Annotated in this window: 14 protein-coding genes; 3 read left to right on the top strand and 11 right to left on the bottom strand. The window is 74.4% G+C overall.

From position 1 onward, the window contains the following. Positions 1-41 precede the first annotated feature (41 nt). Entirely contained in the window at positions 42-1,103 is a 1,062-nt protein-coding gene (gene lplAB, locus IEZ04_RS10860) for a lipoate-protein ligase LplAB (protein WP_189216522.1), read from the bottom strand. Between the two features lie 244 nt (positions 1,104-1,347). Between lplAB and IEZ04_RS10855 the strand changes: the two genes are divergently transcribed. Continuing rightward, on the top strand, positions 1,348-2,211 hold the full coding sequence (locus IEZ04_RS10855; RefSeq protein WP_189216521.1) for a glycoside hydrolase family 16 protein: 864 nt from the start codon (positions 1,348-1,350) through the stop codon (positions 2,209-2,211). 119 nt (positions 2,212-2,330) lie between these two features. On the opposite strand, the gene IEZ04_RS10850 is transcribed toward IEZ04_RS10855, so the two are convergent. The 5 genes from IEZ04_RS10850 to IEZ04_RS34700 form a co-directional block, all read right to left on the bottom strand. Next, positions 2,331-3,065 carry a chitinase gene (locus IEZ04_RS10850; RefSeq protein ID WP_189216520.1) on the bottom strand — a complete coding sequence of 245 codons (735 nt, stop codon included), beginning with the start codon at positions 3,063-3,065 and terminating at the stop codon, positions 2,331-2,333. Positions 3,066-3,222: 157 nt separating this feature from the next. Continuing rightward, positions 3,223-3,741: a lytic polysaccharide monooxygenase auxiliary activity family 9 protein gene (locus IEZ04_RS10845; RefSeq protein ID WP_189216519.1), complete on the bottom strand. Its 519-nt coding sequence runs from the start codon at positions 3,739-3,741 to the stop codon at positions 3,223-3,225. Positions 3,742-4,013: 272 nt separating this feature from the next. After that, positions 4,014-5,246 (bottom strand): geranylgeranyl reductase family protein, encoded by a 1,233-nt coding sequence (locus IEZ04_RS10840; protein ID WP_189216518.1) that lies wholly within the window; start codon positions 5,244-5,246, stop codon positions 4,014-4,016. 42 nt (positions 5,247-5,288) lie between these two features. Then, positions 5,289-11,813 carry a type I polyketide synthase gene (locus IEZ04_RS35585; RefSeq protein ID WP_189216517.1) on the bottom strand — a complete coding sequence of 2,175 codons (6,525 nt, stop codon included), beginning with the start codon at positions 11,811-11,813 and terminating at the stop codon, positions 5,289-5,291. A gap of 281 nt (positions 11,814-12,094) precedes the next feature. Then, entirely contained in the window at positions 12,095-12,442 is a 348-nt protein-coding gene (locus IEZ04_RS34700; protein ID WP_308429791.1) for a MerR family transcriptional regulator, read from the bottom strand. Positions 12,443-12,556: 114 nt separating this feature from the next. Between IEZ04_RS34700 and IEZ04_RS10825 the strand changes: the two genes are divergently transcribed. Together IEZ04_RS10825 and IEZ04_RS10820 are read left to right on the top strand one after the other, a co-directional pair. Further along, positions 12,557-12,892, top strand: coding sequence for an ArsR/SmtB family transcription factor (locus tag IEZ04_RS10825; RefSeq protein ID WP_189216515.1), 336 nt, complete (start codon positions 12,557-12,559; stop codon positions 12,890-12,892). Beyond that, a complete protein-coding gene (locus IEZ04_RS10820) occupies positions 12,892-13,611 on the top strand; it encodes a cation efflux transmembrane domain-containing protein (protein ID WP_189216514.1) in 720 nt (239 codons plus the stop codon). The genes IEZ04_RS10825 and IEZ04_RS10820 overlap by 1 nt, the downstream gene beginning before the upstream one ends. 127 nt (positions 13,612-13,738) lie before the next feature. Here the strand turns inward: IEZ04_RS10820 and IEZ04_RS10815 are convergent, their stop codons facing one another. From IEZ04_RS10815 to IEZ04_RS10795, 5 genes are read right to left on the bottom strand one after another with little or no spacing between them, the layout of a single operon-like run. Further along, entirely contained in the window at positions 13,739-16,054 is a 2,316-nt protein-coding gene (locus IEZ04_RS10815; protein WP_189216513.1) for a molybdopterin-dependent oxidoreductase, read from the bottom strand. Further along, positions 16,051-17,118 (bottom strand): peroxidase-related enzyme, encoded by a 1,068-nt coding sequence (locus IEZ04_RS10810; RefSeq protein ID WP_189216512.1) that lies wholly within the window; start codon positions 17,116-17,118, stop codon positions 16,051-16,053. The genes IEZ04_RS10815 and IEZ04_RS10810 overlap by 4 nt, the downstream gene beginning before the upstream one ends. A gap of 34 nt (positions 17,119-17,152) precedes the next feature. Further along, complete coding sequence (locus IEZ04_RS10805) at positions 17,153-19,231, bottom strand: dipeptide ABC transporter ATP-binding protein (protein ID WP_189216511.1); 2,079 nt, start codon at positions 19,229-19,231, stop codon at positions 17,153-17,155. 28 nt (positions 19,232-19,259) lie between these two features. After that, a complete protein-coding gene (locus IEZ04_RS10800) occupies positions 19,260-20,444 on the bottom strand; it encodes a M24 family metallopeptidase (RefSeq protein WP_189216510.1) in 1,185 nt (394 codons plus the stop codon). Further along, complete coding sequence (locus IEZ04_RS10795; protein WP_189216509.1) at positions 20,444-21,328, bottom strand: ABC transporter permease; 885 nt, start codon at positions 21,326-21,328, stop codon at positions 20,444-20,446. The genes IEZ04_RS10800 and IEZ04_RS10795 overlap by 1 nt, the downstream gene beginning before the upstream one ends. Between the last annotated feature and the right edge of the window lie 2 nt (positions 21,329-21,330).

Genomic DNA, 21,330 nt, shown 5'->3' with positions numbered 1-21,330 from the left:
GCATCCGGTCGCCGGGAACGGCGCCGGTGGCGGCGCCGCCGTCACGGCACCCGGGCGGTCCACGCCCGGGTGGCGAACTTCGTCTCGATCAGCTCCTGCGCGCGGGTCATCTCCTCGTCCGTGACCCCGCCCCCGGTGAGCCCGTAGCGGTTCCGGAACGAGGCGATCATGTTGTCGATCACGGCCTCCCGGGCCAGCCCCGTCTGCCGGCGCAGCGGGTCGACGCGCTTGCCCGCGCTCCGGGTGCCCTTGTCGGACAGCTTCTCCTTGCCGATGCGCAGCACTTCCAGCATCTTGTCGGCGTCGATGTCGTAGGACATCGTCACGTGGTGCAGCACCGCGCGGCCGCCGTCCGGCCCGACCATGCGCTTCTGGGCCGCGCCCGCGATCTTGCCGGCCTCCGTGGCGATGTCGTTCAGCGGCTGGTACCAGGCCTTGATGCCCATGTCGCCGAGCGCGCCCAGCACCCAGTCGTCCAGGTAGGCGTAGCTGTCCTGGAAGGAGAGTCCCTGCACCAGCGCCTCGGGCACGGACAGCGAGTAGGTGATGGTGTTGCCGGGTTCCACGAACATCGCGCCGCCGCCGGAGATCCGGCGCATCACCTCGATGCCGTACCGGGCGGCGCCCTCGGCGTCGACCTCGTTGCGCAGCGACTGGAAGCTCCCGATGATCACGGCCGGGGCGCCCCACTCCCACACCCGCAGCGTCGGCGGCCGCCGTCCCGCGGCCACCTCGGCCGTCAGCACCTCGTCCAGCGCCATGTGCAGGGCGGGCGGCTGCGGGGCGTCGTGGATCAGCTGCCACTCGTAGTCGGTCCAGTCGGTGGCCTGCGCCACGGCCCGGCGTACGGCGACACCGACGCCCTCGGAGGTCAGCCCGTACATCACGGTCCCCCCGGGCAGCGCCGCGTCGATACGGGCGGCGAGCCCCGCCGCGTCGGTGTCGGCGGGGGCACCCTCCAGGGCGCGGTTCACGGCGTCCAGCGCCTCGTCCGGTTCGAGGAAGAAGTCCCCCGCCACGCGCACGTGCCGCAGCACGCCGTCCTCGACCTCCACGTCCACGACGACGAGCTTGCCGCCGGGCACCTTGTACTCACCGTGCACTGTTCTGGCCTCCGTTTCTGCCGCTGGGACAACCTCCGCGAGCGCCGCGGTGTTCCCGGCAGCACCGTGTGGGGGCCGTATGGGCGAACGGTGACCGTGCGGGGCGGATGCGCACGCGTGGTCCACTGGTCCAGACCTGAGCCTTGACAGTCGCTTCGTTCGATTCTTAGAACGAGAGGCGAAGCATTCCCCCCACCTCGGTAGGCCCGCCCCTGCACAGGGGCACCATACGAAAGGGAGAGTCATGAACTCCCCGCGCCTGCTCCGCAGATGCCTCTTCACCGTCCTGTCCGCGTCCCTCGTCGCGACGGCCGCCGTGGCCCCCGCCCACGCGGCCGCCGGACCCGCACCGAGGGCACCGATGGCGGTGGCCTTCTCCGACACCTTCGACGGCCCCGCCGGTTCCGGCGTCGACCCGGGCAAGTGGCAGCTCGAGACCGGTGACAACGTCAACAACCACGAGCGGCAGTACTACACGTCCGGCACCGGCAACGCGCAGCTGGACGGCCGGGGCAACCTGGTGATCGAGGCCCGCCGCGAGAACCCGGCCGGCCACCAGTGCTGGTACGGGACGTGCGAGTACACCTCCGCCCGGCTGAACACCTCGGGCCGGTTCGCCGCCACGTACGGGCACGTCGAGGCCCGGATGAAGCTCCCCCGCGGACAGGGCGTCTGGCCCGCCTTCTGGATGCTCGGCCAGGACTTCGGCGAGGTCGGCTGGCCGGACTCCGGTGAGATCGACGTCATGGAGAACGTCGGTCACGAGCCCTCCACGGTCCACGGCACCCTGCACGGGCCCGGCTACTCCGGCGAGGGCGGCATCGGCGCCGGCTACACGCTGCCGGACGGGCAGGCGTTCGCGGACGGCTTCCACACGTTCGCGGTGGACTGGGAGCCCGGAAAGATCTCCTGGTCCGTGGACGGCGAGGTCTTCCAGACGCGCACCCCAGCCGATCTGAACGGCAACCCGTGGGTGTTCGACAAGCCGTTCTTCCTCATCCTCAACCTCGCGGTCGGCGGCTACTGGCCGGGCGACCCCGACGGCTCGACGGCCTTCCCGCAGCAGCTGGTGGTCGACGAGGTGACGGTGACGACGAGCGGCGGCTGACGGCCGGCGGCACCGGTACGGCCCCGTGGTCGCGTTCGAGTTCTGAACGCGGCCACGGGGCCGTCCACGCGACTGCGGGGCCGTCCCCTGGACGGCCCCGCGATCGTACGGCTGGGAGGTCAGCAACCGAGGTTGCCGCCGGGCTCGACGCCGAGGAGCCGGGTGAAGCGCTGGTAGTTGTCGATCCGGCTCTGGACCTGCGCCGGGTTGCCGCCGTCGCACTCCAGGGTGCCGTTGATGGCGCGGATCGTCTCGCCGAAACCGGCGCCGTCGACGATGGCGTCGTGCGGCGTCATGGTGCCGGGACCGCTCTGGGTGTTCCAGTACCACAGGCCCGTCTTCCAGGCCACGGACGCGTCGTTCTGCACGAGGTCGGGGTTGCCCAGCAGGTCGATGCCCAGCGCGTCGCCCGCGGCCTTGTAGTTGAAGTTCCAGCTGAGCTGGACGGGGCCGCGGCCGTAGTACTTGTCGTCGCCGGCCGGGCAGCCGTAGGGCTGGGTGGTGTCGCAGTAGTGCGGGTAGTTGGCGGTGTTCTGCTCCACCACGTACTGCAGCCCGCCGGTCTCGTGGCTGACGTTGGCGAGGAAGGCGGCGGCCTCCTGCTTCTTCACCGTGTCGCTGCCGGTGTCGCCGAAGCCGGGGTAGGCGTCGAGCGCGGCGGTGAGGCCGCCGTACGTGTAGAACGAGTTCCGGTTCGGGAACATCTCGTCGAACTGCGCCTCGCTGACGACGAACTCGGCGGCGGCGGTGTCCCCGGACACCTTCTCGGCGGAGGCCGTCGGGGCGAACGTCAGGGTGCAGAGGGCGGCGGCCGCGCCGGTGGCGGTCAGCAGCCCGAGTATGCGGCGGTGCACGGTGTCGGCTCCTGGGATGTGAGTGTGGGGGGAGGAACGACGCGGGCGGCGGCGGGAGTTGAGTGGGGACGCCGCGTGCCCGCGCCGGAGTACGGCCGGGCAGCCGGGCCCGGCCCGGACGGGCCGGTCCCGCGAGGGACCGGCCACGGGTGGTTCGTCAGCCGCCGACGTTGACGTCGATGCAGGCGTAGAAGGCGTTGCCGGTGTCGGCCACGTTCCAGACGGCCAGCACCTTCTGCCGGCCCGTGAGGCCGCCGAAGTCGACCGGGTGGTTCACCACCTCGCCCGGCTGGGCTCCGCCGTCGTCGAACACGGCGATCCGCTGTCCTCCGGCGTAGTACTCCCAGGTGCTGGTGGAGTGGCGCGCGGTGAGCTTCCAGGAGAACGTGGTGTTCTTCTGCACCGGGGTGACGGTCCAGCCCCTGCTGTCGTCGTCCAGGTCGGAGAAGCGGCTGTTGCCGCCGCTGCAGCCGGTCAGGCCCTTGGGGCCCTCGACGCTCTGCGGCTCGTAGGTGATGTCCCCGCAGGACACCGTTCGCGCGGCGCACTGCGCCTGGCGGCTGGGCGGGTCGGATATGTACCCGTGGGCGCTCGCCGAACCCGCGGGGAGGCTCACGGCGATGACGGGGGCGAGGGCGGCGCCCATGAGGGCAGCGGCCTTCCTGCTGGCGTGCATGCGGAACTCCTTCACATCAGGCCTGCCCGGGCACGCACGGCCGTGTGGGGGACCGCGCGCGACGGACCGGCCTCTCGTGGGTGGGGCCAAGAGAGGCGCGAAGGTGACGCGCTCCCACCGTCCGTGCCGGAAGGTACGCAGGGAAGCCCTGCTCACCCGTGGGGGGCAACTGTCGGAACGGAACGGTGAGTTCTATGGACTAGACCATACAAGCGGTGATCGTGACCCTGTCAAGAGTGTGACGCGACGGTGTGCTTGAGGTGACGCTCCGGTCACCGGGCGCCCTGTGCCGACCGGGCGGGCAGCGCTGCTCCGAGGGCCGCGGCGGTGCGGGCCAAGGGGGTGGCCATGATGCCGGCGACGCTGGAACGGCCGGAGATGTAGGCGTCGAGGTGCCGCCAGACCGGGGGCAGGCGGGTCAGGGCGGTGTGGACGAGGGACGGGGTCCGGGCGAACAGGTTCATCAGGGTGGCGCTGGCTCTCATCTCGGCGCCGAGCACGTCGTCGATCCGCTGCCCGTAGTGGCGGGTGACGGTCTCCGCCTCCGCCTCGCCGGCGGCGGAGACGACACCGGCGGCCGCCCGGCCCGCGAGCGCGCCCGAGCGCAGGGCGTACGAGATCCCCTCCCGGGACCAGTGGTCGACCAGGGCCGCGGCGTCCCCGGCCACCAGGACGCGCCCGCGGGACAGCGGGGAGCCGGGGCGGCGGCAGCGGGTCAGGTGGCCGGTGTCGTGCAGGGGGTGGGCGGAGAGCAGGCCGTGGCGGCGCAGGAAGTCCTCCTTGTAGGCGCGCAGGGCGGCGGGGTTGCCCCGGGCGGCCACCACGCCGGCCGTGCAGACGTCCCCCTTGGGGAACACCCAGCCGAAGGAGCCCGGCAGCGGCCCCCACTCCATCAGGGCGCGGCCCCGCCAGCGCTCGGCCGTCCGGTCGTCCACGGGCACCTCCGCCTCCAGGGCCAGGTCGACCTGGGCGCACTGCACCCCGACGTACCGGGCGACCCGGCCGGCGCTGCCGTCGGCGCCGATCAGGACCCGGGTGCGGAGGCTCTCGCCGCGGTTGGTGCGCAGGGTGACGGTGCCGTCCCGCTGGTCCAGCCCGGTCAGCGCGGTCTCGTCGTGGACCGTGGCGCCCGCGGCGGCCGCGGCCTCGGTGAGCGCCGCGTCGAGTTCGCTGCGGAACACCATGGCGCAGGTCGGGGACGCGCTGATCCGGGTCCGCTCCCTGCGGCCGCCCAGGCTGAAGGTGAACGCGCGTGCCGTGTCCCTGACGTTCAGGGGCAGGCCGGGCGGCAGGGCCGCGAGGGACGCTCCGATGAGGCCGCCGCCGCAGGTCTTGTAGCGGGGGATGGCGGCACGTTCCAGCAGCAGCGTGTCGCAGCCGTGCTCGGCGGCGACGCGGGCCGCGGTGGTGCCGGCCGGACCGGCACCGACGACGGTGACGTCCCAGGTCCGGGAGGTGGGGGAAGGACGGGAGGAGGCGGGGGCGGGAGCGGGAGGCGCTGGCATGCGGTGGTCACCTGAGGTCGGTTCGGGGGTGGACGGGGTCGGTCAGCTGCCGGCGGCCGGCACGGTGACGGCGGGCTCCGGCCCGGCGTGCGCGTCGCCCCGGTCCCGGTCGGGGTGGAGGCGGGCCAGCAGGTAGCGGGTGAGGGCGGCGGCCGTCGGGTGGGTCCACATCACCGTGGTGGGGATGTCCAGGCCCAGTTCGCGCTGCAGACGGTTGCGCAGGGCGATGGCCAGGAGGGAGTCCAGGCCGAGGGTGACCAGGGACGTGTCGGCGTCGAAGCGGTCGGTGCCCAGCCGCAGGACCGCCGAGACGTGCGCGACGACCCCGTCCCGCAGGATCTGCCGGCGCCGCTCGGGTTCGTCCGTCCGTCGCAGCGACTCCAGCAGCGCACTGCGGGTGTCGCTGGGGTCCGCGCCCGCCGCCGGAGCGGCCAGCCCGGCGAAGAAGGCGGTACGGGCGGTGGCGGGGTAGGAGTCCAGCCACCGCGGCAGGTCCACGGGGGTGTAGGCGGTGCGGTCGCGGCCGTGGGCGAGGATGCGCTCCAGGGCGGCGATGCCCTCCTCGGGCGCGATCATCGCGTAGCCGCGCTCCGCCATCACGGTGCCGCGGCCGGCCTGCGCCCACGGCCCCCAGTTGACGCAGGTGGCCGGCAGCCCCTGGGCGCGGCGCCAGGAGGTGAACTCGTCCAGCCAGGCGTTGGCGGCCGCGTACGCGCCCTGCCCCGGGTTGCCCAGCAGGGAGGCGGCGGAGGAGAAGGTGACCCACCAGTCCAGCTCCGGGCCGGCATCGCCCGCGGCTTCGACGGCCTGGTGCAGCAGCCAGGCGCCGGTCGCCTTGGGGCGCCAGACCCGCTCCAGGAGGTCGGGCGAGAGAGAGGCGACGGTGGCGTCCTCGACGACCGCCGCGGCGTGCACGATGCCGCGCAGCGGGTGGCCGCTGGCCCGGGCGGCGCGCACCAGGGCGTCCGCCGTGCCGGGTTCCGCGACGTCGCCGTTGACGATCTTCACGCGGGTGCCGGAGAAGGCGGTGAGCGCGGTACGGGCGGCGGCGGTGGGCGCGGTGCGGGAGGCGAGCACCACGCTTCCCGCGCCCCGTTCGGCCAGCCACCGGGCGACGAGGAGACCGAGGCCGCCGAGCCCTCCGGTGACCAGGTAGCTGCCGTCGGGCCGGACGGCCGTGACGTCCTCGGGCCGCACGGGCAGGCCGGCGGTGCCCTCGGTCGGCCAGGTGAGGACGAGTTTGCCCGTGTGCCGGGCGGCGGCCATGGTGTGGAAGACCGACGGCGCCTCGGCGACGGGGTGTTCGGTGACGGGCAGCAGCGGCAGGGTGCCGTCCGCGAACATGCGGGTCAGTTCGCGGTAGCCCTCGGCGAGCAGGGACGGCTCCCGCCGCATCAGCATCAGTACGTCGACGCCGGTGAACGTGACGTTGCGGCGGAAGGGCAGCAGACCCAGGCGGGTGCCCGCGTGGATGTCCCGCTTGCCGAGCTCGACGAACCGGCCCCGGTGCGCCAGCAGGTCGAGGCTCGCGGACTGGGCCGGACCCGTGAGGGAGTTGAGCACGACGTCGACGCCGCGGCCCTCGGTGAGTTCGCGCACCTGCCCGGCGAAGTCCAGGGTGCGCGAGTCCATGACGTGGCGGACGCCCAGCGAGCGCAGGTAGGCCCGCTTGGTCTCGCTGCCCGCGGTGGCCAGGACGTCCGCGCCGCAGGCCCGGGCGAGGTTCAGCGCGGCCAGACCGGTGCCGCCGCTCGCCGAGTGGACGAGCACCTGCTCCCCCGGCCGCAGCCGGGCCAGGTACCGCAGGGCGTACCAGGCGGTCAGGTAGGCGCACGGCAGTCCGGCGGCGTCCGTGGCGCTCAGCGCGTCGGGGACCGGCAGGACGCAGTCGGCGCGGACGGTCGCGAAGGAGGCCATGACGGCGGAGCGGTCCCCGTCCACGAACATCGCGGCCACCCGGTCGCCCTCACGGACGCCCCGCACCCCCTCCCCGACGGCGGTGACGACGCCCGCGCCGTCGAACGCGGAGACCTCCGGGTGCTCCTCGCCCGTGCTGAAGCCCTGGTAGACGCCCATGACCTGGAGCACGTTGATGAAGTTGACGCTGGTGGCGTCGAGCCGGACCTCGATCTCGCCCGCCCGGGGGCGGCGGCGCGACTGGGCGGTGAACTCGAGGGAGTCCGGGTCGCCGGGGCGCGCGAGGTGCAGGGCCACGCGGTCCTGGCCGCGGTCCACGGTGGCGTGGCGGCGTTCGTGCTCCTGGAGCGGGGCGTTGCGCAGCCGGGCCAGGTGGCGCGCGCCGCGCCGGTAGGCGACCTCGTCCTGCTCGTCGGGGCAGGCCAGCAGTTCGGCGGCGACGTCCCGGACCGGGGTGTGCGCGTCGACGTCGAGGACGCCGGGACGCAGTTCGGGGTGTTCGTAGCTCAGGACCCGTACCAGGCCGCGCAGGCCCGCCTGGCCCAGGTCCGGCTGGTCCCCCGGCAGGACCTGCTGGGCCGCGCCGGTGACGGTCCACAGGCGCGGTGCCGCCGCGCCGCCCTCCTCCGCCAGCCGGCGGGCCGTTCCCACGAGGCGGGCGACCTGGTCCCGTGCCTGGAGGTCGGGCGACGCGGCTCCGGGCGCCGTGCAGGGGGCCGGCAGGTAGACCACGGCTCGCGGCGCGGGTGCGCCGGGCGCGGACGGCGGCGGTACGGGGGTGTCCTCCGGGGTCGCGTCCGGGGCGAGGGTGCGGACGTCCACCGCGGCGCCCTGTTCCGCCAGGGCCTCGGCCAGCGCGGATCCGTACGCCTCGCGCCCGGGTTCCGCCAGTACGGTCCAGGCTCCGGCCGCCGCCTCCGGCGCGGGCCGCTCGCAGGGTTCCCAGGACGTCCCGAGCAGACGGCGGGCGAAGCGCTCCTCGGCGCTCTCCGCGGGCACGTGGTGGAACTCCACCCCGGTGGCGTCCGCGACCACCGCCCCGTCGTCGGCCCACAGGCGGAAGTCCGCCGTGTACCGGCAGCCGTCCGCGTGCGTGAGGGTGACCAGGCAGTATCCGCTCAGCGGGACCGTTCCGTACAGCCGCAGGCCCTCGATGCGCCGCGGCAGGATGCCCCCGGCGGGCACGGAGTCCGTGCGCAGCACGGCGCCCGCGACGGCCTGGAGGCACGTGTCCAGGGCGACGGGGTGGCAGTGCAGCGCCTGGACGCCGGCCCGTCCCTCGTCGGGTACCCGGACGCGCGCCAGGAGGCGGCTGCCGACACCCTGGGCGGGCTCCTCCGGCGCCGTGTCCGTGAAGAGGGACCGCAGGCCGAGGAAGGGCGGGCCGTGGTGGACGCCGCGCTCCTCGCGCATCTGACGGTAGATCTCCGACGCGTCCACGGCGTACGGGAACCGCGCGAGCAGGGCCTGCGGGTCGCCGTGTTCCGGGAGGGTCTCCTCCTCGGGCGTCCTGTGCAGGTACGCCTGTGCGTGCCGGACGCGGGTGCCGTCGGGGGCCGTGCTCACCACCCGCCAGCGGGCGGTGTCCGGGCCGGTCGCCTCGGCGGTGGCGGTGACGGGCGTGCCCCCGGGGGCCGGCAGCAGCAGCCGGGCCAGGTCGACGCCGGTGACGCGCAGGCGTTCCGGGCCCGTGCCGTACAGGTCGGCGGCGGCCGCGACGGCCATCTCGCACAGGGCGGCGCCGGGCACCACGACGACGTCGTCGACCCGGTGCCCGGCCAGCCAGGGCAGCGTCGTGGGCGTGATGCCGGTCTGCCACAGGTGCCGCCCGTCGTCGTCGGGGTCCGCGGTGCGCGGTCCGGTGAGCGGGTGGGAGGCGGGGGCGGAGCGGGCCCCGGCCGGCCGGCGCAGGGGGGACGGATCGACGACGTACCGCGTGCGTTCCCAGGTGGTCGGCGGTACGTCGGCCAGGGTGCCGTCGGCGTGGCGGTCGGCCCAGTCCAGCGGGTGGCCCGCGCAGTGCAGCGCCGCCACGTGGGTGTGGAACGCCAGCGCGTCGTCGGTGTCGCGCAGCAGGGAGGGCACGACCACGGTGCCGGTGTGGCCGTGCGCGGCGAGCGTGGCCTGGACCGGCTGGGACAGCACCGGGTGCGGGCCGATCTCCACGAACATCCGGTGTCCGTCCTCGGCCGCGGCCCGTACCGCGTCGGTGAGGCACACCGTCCGGCGCAGGTTGTCCGACCAGTAGGCGGCGTCGAAGGCGGCGCGGTCGCGCGGGTCGTCGGTGACGGTGCTGTAGAAGGCCGTTTCCGGTGTCCTGCCGGTGACGTCGGCGAGCGCGTCGGCGAGGTCGGGCAGGACGGTGTCCATGTGGGCGGTGTGGGAGGCGACGTCCACCTCGATCACGCGGATGCCGATGCCGCGCGCGTCCCACTCCTCGGCGAGCCGGCGGACGCGGTCGGCGTCGCCGCCGACGACGGTGTTCTCCGGGGACGCGACGACCGCGACGGTCACCCCCCGCACCTCCTGCTCCGCCAGCAGCCGTTCGACCTCGTCCCGGCCCAGGGCGACGGAGGCCATCAGGCCGCGCCCGGCGGTGCGCAGGATCAGGCGCGACCGCCGGCAGATGACCCGTACGCCGTCCCTCAGGCTCAGCCCGCCGGCCGCGACCGCGGCGGCGACCTCGCCCATGGAGTGGCCGATCACGGCGGCGGGCTCGACGCCGTGGGACCGCCACATGGCCGCGAGACCCAGCTGGACGGCGAAGATCACCGGCTGTACGCGGTCGAACCCGGCGACCACCTCGGGCCGGTGCAGGGTCTCCCGGAGGGAGAAGCCGGACTCCTCGGCGACCAGTGGTTCGAGCGCGTCGATGACGCGGGTGAACTCCGGGTCGCGGTCGAGCAGTCCGTGGCACATGCCCGCCCACTGCGAGCCGTGGCCCGCGAAGACCCACACCACGCCCTGCCCGGCATCCGGCACCGCCCTGCCGGTCGCCACCCCGGCCGGCGGCACGGTCCCGGCCGCCAGTTCCTCCAGCCGGGCCACGAGTTCCGTGCGGCCGGCGGCGACGACGGCGGCCCGTTCCCGGGCGGGCGACCGGCGCACGGCCAGCGTGTGCGCCACGTCGTCCAGCGGGGTTCCGGCCCCCTCCCCGCGCAGCCACTCCGCCAGGCGGCCGGCCGCGGAGCGCAGGGCGACGGGGGTACCGGCGGACAGCGGGAACACGCGCGGTGTCCCGTCCTCCCGGACGCGGCCGGGCCCGCCGGGGGCATCGGGCCCGCCGGACTGGCCGGGCAGGAGCGGACGGGCGGCGTGCCGGGCGGGACGGGGCGCGGGGGGCTGTTCCAGCACGACGTGGGTGTTGGTGCCGCTGATGCCGAAGGAGGAGACGGCGGCCAGCCGGACGCCGTCCCGCACCGGCCACTCGGTGGTGTCGGTGGGCACGAACAGCCGGGTGCCGCCGGCGTCGATCTGCGGGTTCCAGTCGCGGAAGTGCAGGCTCGCGGGCACCAGGCCGTGGCGCAGGGACGCGATGGCCTTCAGCAGACCGGCGACGCCCGACACGGGTTCGGTGTGGCCGATGTTCGTCTTCACCGAGCCGAGCGCGCACCGGTCGCGTCCCTTGCCGTACACGGCGGCCACCGCGCCGAACTCGATGGGGTCGCCCACCGCCGTGCCCGGGCCGTGCGCCTCCACCATGCCGACGTCGCCCGCCTCGACGCCCGCACGCTGCAGCGCCAGCCGGTAGAGGTCGATCTGCGCGGGCTCCGAGGGGGCGCTCAGCCGCGTGCCCCGGCCGTTCTGGTTGACGGCCGTGCCGCGCAGTACCGCGAGGACACGGTCACCCGCGCGTACCGCGTCCGCCAGCCGCTTGAGCACGACGACCCCGCAGCCCTCGCCGCGTACGTAGCCGTCGGCGGCGGCGTCGAAGGCGTGGCAGCGGCCGGTCGGCGAGAACACGCCCCACAGTGCGGGCGCGGTGACCCCCTCCGGGCCCAGGGTCAGCATGGTGGCCCCGGCCAGCGCGACGTCCGACTCGCCGGTCCGCAGGCTCTGGCAGGCGGTGTGCACGGCGACGAGACCGGAGGCGCAGGCGCTCTCGACGACCACCTGAGGCCCTCTCAGGTCCAGCAGGAAGCCCACGCGGCCGGGACCGATGCTGTCGAAACCGGTGTACATGGCGTAGGCGTCGACCTCTTCCAGCGGCCGCTGCACCCGCAGCATGTAGTCCTTCTGGTAGATGCCGAAGAACATGCCCGTCGAGGTGCCCGACAGCCGCCGGGCCGGGATGCCGGCGTGTTCGATCGCCTCCCACACCACTTCGGACAGCAGCCTGTGCTCCGGGTCGACCCAGGGCGCTTCCTGCGCGTTGATCCCGAAGAACTCCGGCTCGTAGGCGTACACGTCCTCGTCCAGGAAGCAGCCGTACCGCAGCCGGTCCGCCACCCGGTCCGGCAGGCCGGCCAGTTCCGCCTGTTCCCACCGTTCCGCGGGGACCTCCCGCGCGGTGTCCCGGCGCGCCATGAGCAGCCGCCACAACGAGGTGAGGGAATCGGCCCGGCCCGGGAACCGGCAGGCCGCCCCCACGACCGCGACGGGTTCGTCCCGGCCCGCTCCCGGCTCCGTCATGTCGGCTTGCGCGCTCATGGGCTGCCCGTCCTTCACCTGGAAAGGGCGGGGGACGGCCGGTCACGGCCCGTGCTCCACCGCACTTACGGATCTTGCGATACGCGGCCATTCCCCCACGTCACAGGTCTCGCACAAAGGATGCGCAAACCGCGCGAGGCAGCACGCCGGGAAGCGTGAATGCGCCCATGCACCAAGACCGCCCGATCGGGCGCATTCGTAGGCTCAGCCGGGACTTTTATCGCTTCCGGCGCTTCCCGGCCTCGGGGACCATCGGCACAGCGGTCACCGGTGAGGAACGATCATGGTCGGCCGGCCCAGCACGCCGACTGCCAGCCGCCCCTGGGGGATCCGCGGCGACATCGGCGCCGGGCGCCTGGCGGACCGCGCCGAGCACCGCCGTCGGCCTCCACCTCCGCGCACGCGCCGGTCTCCCGCACCGCCAGCAGCTCCGCGACCTCCTCCAGCGGCAGCCCGAGGTGCTTGGCCGCGCCGGTGAACGCCAGGCGCTCCACGGCGTCCCCGCCGTGGAGCCGGTAGCCGGCCGGGGACCGGTCGGCAGGCAACGGCCCGGCGCTCTCGTGAAGCCGCAACGTGGTGGCCGGAACGCCGGAGCGCTCGGCCGGCTGGAGGATCCGCACCGTGCTCACAGCATCGACGGTGCACCCTCGACTCGGCTCGAAGGTCAAGGCGGTGATTCCTGCAGGAGGCCCCATCAACGATCCACGGTTTCCTGAATTCAAGTTTGCGTGTACTTTCGGGGGGTGCTGACTGTTGCCTCCGACATCGAGGTGCTGGCCCGGTTCGGCCGCGCGCTCGCCGACCCGATCCGCTGCCGCATCCTGCTCGCCCTGCGCGACGCCCCCGCCTACCCCGCCGACCTCGCCGACGCGCTCGGCATCTCGCGGACCCGGCTCTCCAACCACCTGGCATGCCTGCGCGACTGCGGCCTGGTCGTCACCGTGCCCGACGGCCGTCGCACCCGCTACGAGCTCGCCGACGAACGCCTCGGCCGCGCCCTGGACGACCTGCGCACCGCCGTGGTCGCCGTCGAGACCGACCGGACCTGCCCGGACGCCGGCGAGAAGGGCTGCTGCTGATGGCCGCCGGGATATCGACATCCCCCGCTCCCTCCCCCGCCCGCCGCGACGCGCTCACCCGCCGGATACGGCTGCTGGCCGCGGCCACGATCACCTACAACGCCATCGAGGCGGCCGTCGCCCTCACCGCGGGCACCCTCGCCTCCTCCACCGCCCTGATCGGCTTCGGCCTCGACTCCGTCATCGAGGTCTCCTCCGCCGCCGCCCTCGCCTGGCAGTTCTCCGCCTCCGACCACGCCGTCCGCGAAGCACGCGAGCAGCGCACCCTGCGGATCATCGCCGTCTCCTTCTTCGCGCTCGCCGCCTACGTCGCCGTCGACGCCGTCCGCGCGCTGGCCGGCACCGGAGAGGCGGAGCGGTCGGTCCCCGGCATCGCCGTTGCCGCCCTGTCGCTCGCGGTCATGCCGTTCCTGTCCGCCGCCCAGCGCCGCGCGGGCCGCGAACTCGGGTCGGCCTCGGCAGTGGCGGACTCCAAGCAGACCCTGCTGTGCACCTACCTCTCCGCCGTTCTCCTGCTCGGCCTGGTCCTCAACGCCACCCTCGGCTGGTCCTGGGCCGACCCCGTCGCCGCCCTCGTCATCGCCGCCATCGCCGTCAAGGAGGGCCACGACGCCTGGCGGGGCAAGGGCTGCTGCGCGCCCACCGCCGCAGCGACCTCCTCCGCCGACGCCAAGGCGGACGCGTGCGGCTGCCGCCCCGGCTGCGACTGCTGCAACTGACCATCCACCAGCGCGGAGCGGGCCCCGGCAGCACAACGGGGCCCGCTTCGCGTTCAAGATCATGCGCTTGGCGCCAACGGCTGTTCCGTCCCGAGGCCGCTTCCGGCGTCTTCCGGCGGGTGCCCGCCTATCGCTTTCCGCGGATGCCGGCCGGAGGCTCGTACGCCCGCACCGGGGGCAGCGGCCCGGTGTACGGCTCCAGTGCCACCCGGGTCAGCTGGCCCGTGCAGCCGTGCGACAGGCGGGAGGTGCCGGTGTCGTGGGTGAGGGCGTTGGGGTTGCCGTGCACGCAGGTGGCGGTCTCCGGTGCCGACGGATCGAACCAGGCGCCGGTGGACAGCTGCACCACGCCGGGGCGCACGGCGTCGCTGAGGACGACCGCCGCGAGGCAGGAGCCGACCGCGCTGCGCAGCCGCACCACGTCGCCCTCGCCGACGCCGTGGGCCGCCGCGTCCGCGGGGTGCACCCGTACCGGTTCCCGCCCGGCGGACTTGGACGCGGCGCTCACCGGTCCCTGGTCGAGCTGGCTGTGCAGCCGGGTGGCCGGGTTGTTGGCGATCAGGTGGAGGGGGTACGCGGCCCGCTCCTCGTCGTCCTCCGGGGGCAGCCAGGCCGGGTGGCCGGGGCAGTCGTCGTAGCCGTAGCCGTCGACGACGGAGGAGAACAGCTCGACGCGGCCGCTGGGCGTGGGCAGCGGGTGCCCGTCGGGGTCGGCGCGGAACCCCTCGTAGAGGACGTGGTGGGTGCGCAGGCCGTGCAGGGGGATGCGGCCCGCCTGCCAGAAGGCGGCGAAGTCCTGCCCGGGGCGGTGTTCCCCGGGCAGTCCGGCCCGCCACCCCGTGTAGAGGTGCTCCAGCCACTGGCGGGCCGTGCGGCCCTCGGTGAAGGTGTGCTCCACGCCCAGCTCGGCGGCGAGCGCGGCGAAGACGTCGTAGTCGTCGCGGGACTCGCCCACCGGCTCCGCGATCCGGTGCATCGCGAGGAGCACCGGGTCCTGGCGGGCGGCCCCGATGTCCTCGCGCTCCAGGGTGGTGGTGACCGGCAGCACGACGTCGGCGTGGCGGGCGGTCGCCGTCCAGTACGGCTCGTGCACCACGACGGTGTCGGGCCGGGTGAAGGCGCGGCGCAGCCGGCCCAGGTCCTGGTGGTGGTGGAAGGGGTTGCCGCCCGCCCAGTACACCAGGCGGATGTCGGGGTGGGTGAGCCGCCGCCCGTCGTACTCGTACTCCTGTCCGGGGTGCAGCAGCAGCTCGGCGATGCGGGCGACGGGGATGAAGTCCGGCACCGGGTTGGTGCCCTGCGGGAGGGTGGGCAGCTTGTACGGCAGCAGTCCGGCGCCGGTGCCCGCGGTGGCGCCGTAGCCGTGGCCGAAGCCGCCGCCGGGCAGCCCGATCTGGCCGAGCAGCGCGGCCAGCGCGATCCCGGCCCACAGCGGCTGCTCACCGCGCCGTGCCCGCTGCAGGGACCAGGCGACCGAGACCATGGTGCGGTGGGCGGCCATCTCGCGGGCGAGGGAGGCGATCCGGGCGGCGGGGATGCCACAGACCGCGGCGGCCCACTTAGGGGTCTTCGCCACCCCGTCGCGGCGGCCCAGCACGTAGTCCCGGAAGACCTCGTGACCGGTGACGCAGCGGGCGAGGAAGTCCTCGTCGCAGAGGTCCTCGGTGATCAGGACGTGGGCGAGGGCCAGCATGAGCGCGGTGTCGGTGCCGGGTACGGGCGCCAGCCACTCCGCGTCCAGGTCCTCGGCGAGGTCGTCCCGCAGGGGTGAGACGAGGACGAACCGGGCACCCCGGGCGCGGGCGGCACGCAGCTGCGCCGCGCTGTCGTGACGGCTCACCCCGCCTGCGTTCACCTGCATGTTCTTGGCGGGCATGCCGCCGAAGCAGACGAACAGGCCGGTGTGCTCGGCGAGGACGGGGAGCGTGGTGGGCTCGGTGAGGACGGCCTCGTCGCCCAGTACGTGCCGCAGCAGGTTGCGGGAGGCGCCCAGGCTGTAGGTGTTGACGCTGCGGGTGTAGCCGCCGAGGCAGTTGAGGAAGCGGTGGATCTGGCTCTGGGCGTGGTGGAAACGGCCGGCACTCCCCCAGCCGTAGGAGCCGCCGAAGATGGCGCTGTTGCCGTGCTCGGTGCGGACCCGGTCCAGTTCGCGGGCGAGCAGCGGCACGACCTCCTCCCAGGTGACGGGGACGAACTGGTCCGCGCCCCGGGCCGGATCGGGTCCGGGGCCGTTCTCCAGCCAGCCGCGCCGTACGTAGGGGCGGTCGACGCGGGCCCGGTCGAAGCCGGGGAGGTTGCCCAGCAGCTTCGAGGGCTCGGGGTCGGCGGGATCGGGGACCACGTCGAGGCGGGGGTGCCCGGCGGGCGCGGCGGGGTCGTACGCGGCGTGGAAGGTGCCCCAGTGGGAGCTGTGGGGGCGGTGGGCAGCCGGTCGCCGGGTCATGCGGCGGGCTCCCGGTGGCTGCCCAGGCTGAGCATCAGGCGGTTGGCCCAGGCGAAGAAGGCGGCGCAGTGCACCAGGTCGACCAGTTCCAGGTCCGTGAGGCCGGCCGCGCGCAGGTCGGTGACGTCTCCGCCGGTGGCCGTGGCCGGGACCGGGGCCAGCCCGGCGGCGAACCGGGCGACCAGGTTCGGGCGGCGTCCGGTCACGGCCCGGGAGCCATGGGCGAGCAGCCGGCGCACGGGCCCCTCCCCCAGGCCGTTGCGGGCGGCGAGCCGGGCGTGCACGGACGCGCAGTAGACGCAGCCGTTGTGCATCGAGACGGCGGTGGCGGCCAACTCCCGCTCGGCGCGCGGCAGTCCGCCCTCGGAGGTGAACGCGGCCAGGTCGATCGCGGTGCGCTCGGCGAGGACGGCGAGATCGTGGCCGAGGGTGCGGAAGTACGGGGTGTCGGCCTTCTTGCCGCGCAGCGCCCGCCGGTGCTCCTCGCTCAGCTCGTCCTTCGGGATCGGCCGGACGAACGGGTGCCAGGTCAGCACGTCCAGGGTGAACTCCCTGCCGCCGTCGACCGTGGGGATCAGTCCGGTGGCGGGCTCGCCGCCGGCCAGCAGCCGCAGTCCGGCGGCGAGCTGGAGCTGCTGGTTGACGAAGGCCACCGCCTGGGAGAACGTCACGACGGCGGCGTCGGTGAACCCGGCCCCGTACAGCGCCTCGATGTCCTCGCGCGAGGCGGCGGAGGGCGTACGGGTGAGCAGCCGGGCGTGGGCCACGGCGGCGCCGGTGCGGCCGTCGACGTCCGCTCCTTCGGTGATGGCGCGGGCCAGGGAGTCGTCGCCGAGCAGGGCGGTGTAGTGCGCCACGGCGGCCGGGGCACGGTGCTCGGCCGCCACCGCGAGCGCTCCCGCGACGAGGTCGGGGTGCGGGTCGTCGAACAGCACCCCGTGCGCGCGCTGCTGGAGTTCGACCAGGCGGGGCCGCAGGGCGCGCAGCCCGGTCACCCGGGGCAGGTCTCCGGCGAGGCGGTCGATCACGTCGTACACGGGGCGGTGCTCCTCGGTGGGTTCCATCGGATGTTGCGGGTGTTCAGGGTGTTAAGGGTGTTCAGGCGGCGGTGCGGCGTACGGAGTGGGAGGCCTCCAGCAGGGCACGGGTGTAGTCGTCCGCGGGGCGCTCCATGATCTGGTCGCGGTCACCGATCTCGACGATCTCCCCGGCGCGCATCACGGCGACACGGGTCGCCATGTGCCGTACGACGGTGAGGTCGTGGGAGATGAACAGCATGGCGAGACCGCGGTCGCGCTGGAGGTCGGCGAGGAGGTTGAGGACCTGCGCCTGCACGGACACGTCCAGGGCGGAGACGGGTTCGTCGGCGATGAGCAGCTCGGGCTCCGGGGCGAGGGCGCGGGCGATGCCGACGCGCTGGCGCATGCCGCCGGAGAGCCGGCCCGGGTAGGCGTCGGCGAGGTCGGGGTCGAGTCCCACCTCGGTGAGAAGCGCGGCGACGCGCTCCCGGCGTTTGCCGCGGGAGAGCGAGGCGAACGTGGGGTGGAAGCGCAGTCCGGCGCCGATCGTGTCACCGATGGTGCGGTCGGGATTGAGGGAGGCGTACGGGTCCTGGAAGACCATCTGGATGCCGGTGACCGGCTTCCGGCGCCCGCGCCGTCCGGCGCCGCCGATGTCCTCGCCGCGGAAGAGCACCTGCCCGGAGTCGGGCCGGTACAGCCCGGCCACCACCCGGGAGACGGTGCTCTTGCCGGAACCGGACTCGCCGACGAGCCCGAAGGTCTCCCCCGGCGCGATGCCGAAGGACACCCCACGAACGGCGGTGGTGCGCCGCCCGAACCGGCCGGGGTAGCTGACGTGCAGGTCGGTGATGCTGAGGAGGGGCGCGGGGGTGGACGCGGCGACGGCTCCGCCGTCGCCGGCGTCGGCAAGGGCGCTGCCCTGGGCGCCGGCGCCGGTCGCCCCGGCCGCGTCCGCCCGGCCGCCTTCGGCGGTCACGGCGGCCGTCGCCGGGCCGTCACCGGCCCGGTCGCCCGACCCGCCAGGCGCAGACACGCCGTCCCCGGCCGGCGCACCGTCCCCGGCGGCCGCGTCGCTCGCCCCGGCCGCGTCCGCCCGGTCGACCCCGCCGGTCACGGCGGCGGTCGCCGCACCGTCCCCGGGCCCGGCGCTCTCGTCCGCCGGTGTCGGGGTGCCGCGGCCGGCGCCGGTCCGGCCGGGGCCGGTGGTTTCCCGGGCCGCGGCCGGCAGGCCGACCGCCCCGTCCGGAACCCTGAGCGACGGGTCCGCCAGCGTCTCCCCGTCGACCTCGCCCAGCAGGCCGCGCACCACCTCGGGCACCGTCGGGAGGCGGCTGCCCGGTTCGTCGTCGGTGCTGGGGACGGAGGCCACCAGGGCACGGGTGTAGGGGTGCCGGCCACCGGCCAGGACCGCGGCGGCCGTGCCCTGTTCCACGACGCGGCCCCGGTACATCACCACCACCCGGTGGCAGACCCGTTCCACCACGCCGAAGTCGTGCGTGATCAGCACCACCGCCAGGCCCATCTCCCGTTGCAGCTCCACCAGCCGCTCCAGGACCTGGGCCTGCACGGTGGCGTCCAGGGCGGTGGTCGGCTCGTCGGCGATGATCAGTTCGGGCTCGTTGACGAGCGCGAGGGCGATCATCACGCGCTGGCGCATGCCGCCGGAGAACTGGTGCGGGTACTCCCGGGCGCGCTCCTCGGGCCGGTCGATGCCGGTACGGGCCAGCATCTCCACCGCGCGCTCGCGGGCCTCGGCACGGCCCGCGTCCGGGTGGTGCAGCCGGTACGCCTCGGCGATCTGGTCACCGACCCTGCGGTACGGGTTGAGCGCGTCCAGGGCGTCCTGGAAGACCATGGCGACGCGCCGGCCGCGTATCGCGCGCAGGGCCGCCTCGTCCGCGCCGACCAGCTCCTGGCCCGACAGCCGTACGGAACCGGTCACCTCGGCCGCCGGACCGTGCAGGCCGAGGACGGCGAGTCCGGTGGCGCTCTTGCCGGAACCGGACTCGCCGACCAGGCCGACGATCTCGCCGGCCCGTACCGACCAGGTCGCGTCGCGGACGGCGGGCGTGCCGTCGAAGGCGACGTGCAGCCCGGCCACCTCCAGCAGCGGCGGGCCGCCGGGGTCCGGCGCGGTGGGGGTGGCGGATGCCATGGCGGATCTCCTGTGGGTGAGGCGGACGTCAGACCTGGATGAGGTCGCGGCGGGTGTGGGTCAGGAACTCGTAGCCGTCCTCGGTGATCACGAGGCTGTCCGAGTGCTGGAGGCCGCCGAAGCTCGGGATGCGCAGGTTCGGCTCGAAGGTGAGCGTCATGCCGGGGGCGAGGACCAGGTCGTCGTTCGGGCCGAGGCTGGGCTGCTCGTGCGGGCCGAGGCCGAGGCCGTGGCCGATGCGGCCCGGCAGGTAGTCGCCGTAACCGTGCCGGTGGTACGCCTCGCGGGCCGCCTCGTACACCTCGGCGCAGGTCAGGCCGGGGCGGAGGTACGGGGCGGTCTCCTCGCGGATGGCGAGCAGCGCCTCGAAGGCCGCCTGCCGTTCGGCGTTCAGCCTGCCGAAGGCGACGGAGCGCTCGTTCTCGGCGTGCATGCCGTCCACGGCGGTCCAGATGACCGTCCACTGGATCTCGCCGTCGACGGGGCGGCGGGTGGTGGGCGGCGCGGAGTTCATCGGCACCCGGTCGCCGACCAGGGAGTAGGCCCACAGGGCGTTGAAGACGCCGCCCTCCAGGTTGCCGAAGTCCATGGCGAGCCGGTCGGGGTGGTCGGTGGACCACGTGCGCTGCATGGCCTGCATCGCGGCGGAGGACACCTCGACCTCGCTGCGGCGCTCGGCCATGGCCGCGAGGGCGGCGTCCATGCCGGCGTCGGCGATCGCGGAGGCGACGCGCAGCGACTCCAGTTCGGCGGCGTCCTTCACGTAGCGGGCGCGCATCAGCGCGGCGCCGGTGTCGGCGAAGGAGGCTTCCGGCAGCACTTCGCTGAACCGCTGATGGTAGGCGTACGGCAGGAACTCGCCCTCGATGCCGATGCGCCCGGCGGCCAGGCCGCGCTCGCGCAGTACGTCGACGAGCACCTCCCACCAGTGGTCGGGGCCGATCTCCTTGGCCCAGCGGCCGTAGGGGCGGATGTCGGTGATGAGGGAGGTCTGCCGGGAGGAGTGGGCTCGCAGGGCGTGCAGCACGAACACCGGGTCGCCCTCGGCGGGGAGCACCACGAGGACCGGGTGGCTGTAGATCATCGGGGTGTAGCCGGAGAGGTAGAAGGTGTTCTGCGGCTTGACGACGATCATCGCGTCGGCGCCCTCGGCGCGCAGGTTCTCCTGGACGCGGGCCCAGCGGGCGCGGACGGCGGCGGAGTCGGGAAGCATCAGGCGGCGCTCCTTGTGCGGGTACGTGAGATGCGGGACAAGGCGCGGCGGGGCTCGCCGCCCGTGTCCTTGCGCCGGGAGAGGTGCTCGCCCAGCAGGTTGGCCGAGATGACCAGGGCGACCAGGCAGAGACCCGGCAGGACGGCGATCCACCAGGAGCTGAGCAGCCGGCCCTGGCCCTCGGCGACCATCAGGCCCCAGTCGGCGGCGGGCGCCTGGGCGCCGAGGCCGAGGTAGCTGAGCCCGGCCTCCATGAGGACGGCCCGGGAGAGGTCGAGGGTGGCGGTGACGGCGATCAGTCCGCGGACGCCCGGGAGGAGGTCGCGCAGGATGATCCAGTGGGCGGGGGCGCCCTGGAGGCGGGAGGCCTCGACGTAGGCGCTGGTGCGCAGGGCGAGGACCCGGGACCGTACGAGCCGGAAGTAGGCGGGCCAGCCGGTGAGTGCGATGACCAGGACCAGGACGGCCGTGGACTGGCCGCCGAAGGTGAGGATCAGCAGGGCCAGCAGGATGGCGGGCAGCGCGAGCTGGATGTCCGCGAGCCGGGACAGCAACTGGTCGGCCCAGCCGCGGGCGTACCCGGAGAGCAGCCCGAGCGCGGTGCCGAAGACACCGCCGCACAGGACGGCGAGGACGCCGACCAGCAGTGGCGTCTGCGCGCCGTACAGCAGCCGGCTGAGCAGGTCACGGCCGAGCTGGTCGGTGCCGAGCAGGTAACCGTGCTCGCCGGGAGCGGCGTTGGTGTGCGCCAGGTCCTGGGCGAGCGGGTCGTGCGGGGCGAGGACGGGAGCGAGCAGGGTCAGCAGGACGATAATGCCGAGGACGACGGCGCCCGCCGTCCCGGCGTTGAAGCGGCGCCTGCGCGTCGATGTGTCCGTCTTCATCG

The sequence above is a fragment of the Streptomyces ruber genome, assembly GCF_014648075.1.
Lineage (GTDB): Bacteria > Actinomycetota > Actinomycetes > Streptomycetales > Streptomycetaceae > Streptomyces > Streptomyces ruber.
The sequence above is the reverse complement of the archived record's forward strand: the minus strand, read 5'-3'. Positions and strand labels throughout refer to the sequence as shown.